Genomic DNA, 2,500 nt, shown 5'->3' on the forward strand with positions numbered 1-2,500 from the left:
ACGCTGGCGGCGTGCCTAATACATGCAAGTCGAGCGAATCACTGGGAGCTTGCTCCCGGTGATTAGCGGCGGACGGGTGAGTAACACGTGGGCAACCTGCCTGTAAGACTGGGATAACTTCGGGAAACCGGAGCTAATACCGGATAATTTCTTCCCTCGCATGAGGGAAGGCTGAAAGTCGGTTTCGGCTGACACTTACAGATGGGCCCGCGGCGCATTAGCTAGTTGGTGAGGTAACGGCTCACCAAGGCGACGATGCGTAGCCGACCTGAGAGGGTGATCGGCCACACTGGGACTGAGACACGGCCCAGACTCCTACGGGAGGCAGCAGTAGGGAATCTTCCACAATGGACGAAAGTCTGATGGAGCAACGCCGCGTGAGCGATGAAGGCCTTCGGGTCGTAAAGCTCTGTTGTCAGGGAAGAACAAGTATCGGAGTAACTGCCGGTACCTTGACGGTACCTGACCAGAAAGCCACGGCTAACTACGTGCCAGCAGCCGCGGTAATACGTAGGTGGCAAGCGTTGTCCGGAATTATTGGGCGTAAAGCGCGCGCAGGCGGTCCTTTAAGTCTGATGTGAAAGCCCACGGCTCAACCGTGGAGGGTCATTGGAAACTGGGGGACTTGAGTGCAGAAGAGGAAAGCGGAATTCCACGTGTAGCGGTGAAATGCGTAGAGATGTGGAGGAACACCAGTGGCGAAGGCGGCTTTCTGGTCTGTAACTGACGCTGAGGCGCGAAAGCGTGGGGAGCAAACAGGATTAGATACCCTGGTAGTCCACGCCGTAAACGATGAGTGCTAAGTGTTAGAGGGTTTCCGCCCTTTAGTGCTGCAGCTAACGCATTAAGCACTCCGCCTGGGGAGTACGGCCGCAAGGCTGAAACTCAAAGGAATTGACGGGGGCCCGCACAAGCGGTGGAGCATGTGGTTTAATTCGAAGCAACGCGAAGAACCTTACCAGGTCTTGACATCCTCTGACACTCCTAGAGATAGGAATTTCCCCTTCGGGGGACAGAGTGACAGGTGGTGCATGGTTGTCGTCAGCTCGTGTCGTGAGATGTTGGGTTAAGTCCCGCAACGAGCGCAACCCTTGATCTTAGTTGCCAGCATTCAGTTGGGCACTCTAAGGTGACTGCCGGTGACAAACCGGAGGAAGGTGGGGATGACGTCAAATCATCATGCCCCTTATGACCTGGGCTACACACGTGCTACAATGGATGGTACAAAGGGCAGCGAAGCCGCGAGGTGGAGCCAATCCCATAAAACCATTCTCAGTTCGGATTGCAGGCTGCAACTCGCCTGCATGAAGCCGGAATCGCTAGTAATCGCGGATCAGCATGCCGCGGTGAATACGTTCCCGGGCCTTGTACACACCGCCCGTCACACCACGAGAGTTTGTAACACCCGAAGTCGGTGGGGTAACCGTAAGGAGCCAGCCGCCTAAGGTGGGACAGATGATTGGGGTGAAGTCGTAACAAGGTAGCCGTATCGGAAGGTGCGGCTGGATCACCTCCTTTCTAAGGATAATGCAGTCCTTATGGACTGATAAGAAGTTGACTGTTTCTTGTTTGTTTAGTTTTGAGAGAACAATCTCTCAAAACTTTCGTTCTTTGAAAACTAGATAATCGTATAGAAGAAGTAACCAAGTAAGAACCGAGTAATCGCCATTTTAGTTTTTCTCTCTTATTTTTAAGAGTAAGTAAAACCTTTTAGGTTAAGTTAGAAAGGGCGCACGGTGAATGCCTTGGCACTAGGAGCCGATGAAGGACGGGACTAACACCGATATGCTTCGGGGAGCTGTAAGTAAGCGCCGATCCGGAGATTTCCGAATGGGGAAACCCACTGTTCGTAATGGAGCAGTATCTTTACCTGAATACATAGGGTATTGAAGGCAGACCCGGGGAACTGAAACATCTAAGTACCCGGAGGAAGAGAAAGCAAACGCGATTCCCTGAGTAGCGGCGAGCGAAACGGGAACAGCCCAAACCGAAAGGCTTGCCTTTCGGGGTTGTAGGACACTCAACATGGAGTTACAAAGGAACGGGGTAGATGAAGCGGTCTGGAAAGGCCAGCCATAGAAGGTAAAAGCCCTGTAGTTGAAACTTCGTTCCCTCCTGAGTGGATCCTGAGTACGGCCGGACACGTGAAATCCGGTCGGAAGCAGGGAGGACCATCTCCCAAGGCTAAATACTCCCTAGTGACCGATAGTGAACCAGTACCGTGAGGGAAAGGTGAAAAGCACCCCGGAAGGGGAGTGAAAGAGATCCTGAAACCGTGTGCCTACAAGTAGTCAGAGCCCGTTCATGGGTGATGGCGTGCCTTTTGTAGAATGAACCGGCGAGTTACGATTGCATGCGAGGTTAAGTTGAAGAGACGGAGCCGCAGCGAAAGCGAGTCTGAATAGGGCGAATTAGTATGTAGTCGTAGACCCGAAACCAGGTGATCTACCCATGTCCAGGGTGAAGTCCAGGTAACACTGGATGGAGGCCCGAACCCACG

Annotated in this window: 2 rRNA genes (both only partly in view); both read left to right on the forward strand. The window is 53.0% G+C overall.

What is annotated here, in order from left to right:
• A 16S ribosomal RNA gene (locus V5M37_RS02845) occupies window positions 1–1,518 on the forward strand (it extends 32 nt beyond the left edge of the window).
• Between the two features lie 195 nt (window positions 1,519–1,713).
• A 23S ribosomal RNA gene (locus tag V5M37_RS02850) occupies window positions 1,714–2,500 on the forward strand (it continues 2,148 nt past the right edge of the window).
• Together the 16S and 23S rRNA genes form the textbook arrangement of a ribosomal RNA operon.

Origin of the sequence: Neobacillus sp. SAB-20_R2A (genome assembly GCF_049568635.1) — a bacterium.
Classification (GTDB): Bacteria; Bacillota; Bacilli; order Bacillales; family Cytobacillaceae; genus Neobacillus; species Neobacillus citreus.